Source organism: Pseudoalteromonas sp. S3776 (assembly GCF_005886915.1).
Classification (GTDB): domain Bacteria; phylum Pseudomonadota; class Gammaproteobacteria; order Enterobacterales; family Alteromonadaceae; genus Pseudoalteromonas.
Window position 1 is genome coordinate 1 of record NZ_PNCU01000133.1, and the last position, 236, is coordinate 236.

Annotated in this window: 1 protein-coding gene; it reads right to left on the reverse strand. The window is 54.7% G+C overall.

Annotated features, from left to right (window positions below; genetic code table 11):
- Positions 1 to 236, reverse strand: a 236-nt coding sequence (locus tag CWC16_RS19440) for a transposase (protein ID WP_171037704.1), incomplete at both ends; no start/stop codon positions are given.

The following is a 236-nucleotide window of genomic DNA, read 5'->3' on the forward strand; positions in this document are numbered from 1 at the left end:
CCCAAAAGTTCCTTATGGCCTTCTGTGCTGACACCAAGGGCGACATAGACGGTTTTCTTGATGACTCGCTTGTCCTGGTGAACCTTGACCACGATGCCGTCCAGGTAGAGGATCGGGTACAGGCTTTCCAGTGGTCTGTTCTGCCAGGCCAGGACCTCGTCAAGAACGGCTTCAGTTACCTTGGATATCAGGGTGGGAGAGACATCTGCCCCATACATCTCTTGCAGCGCGTCAGC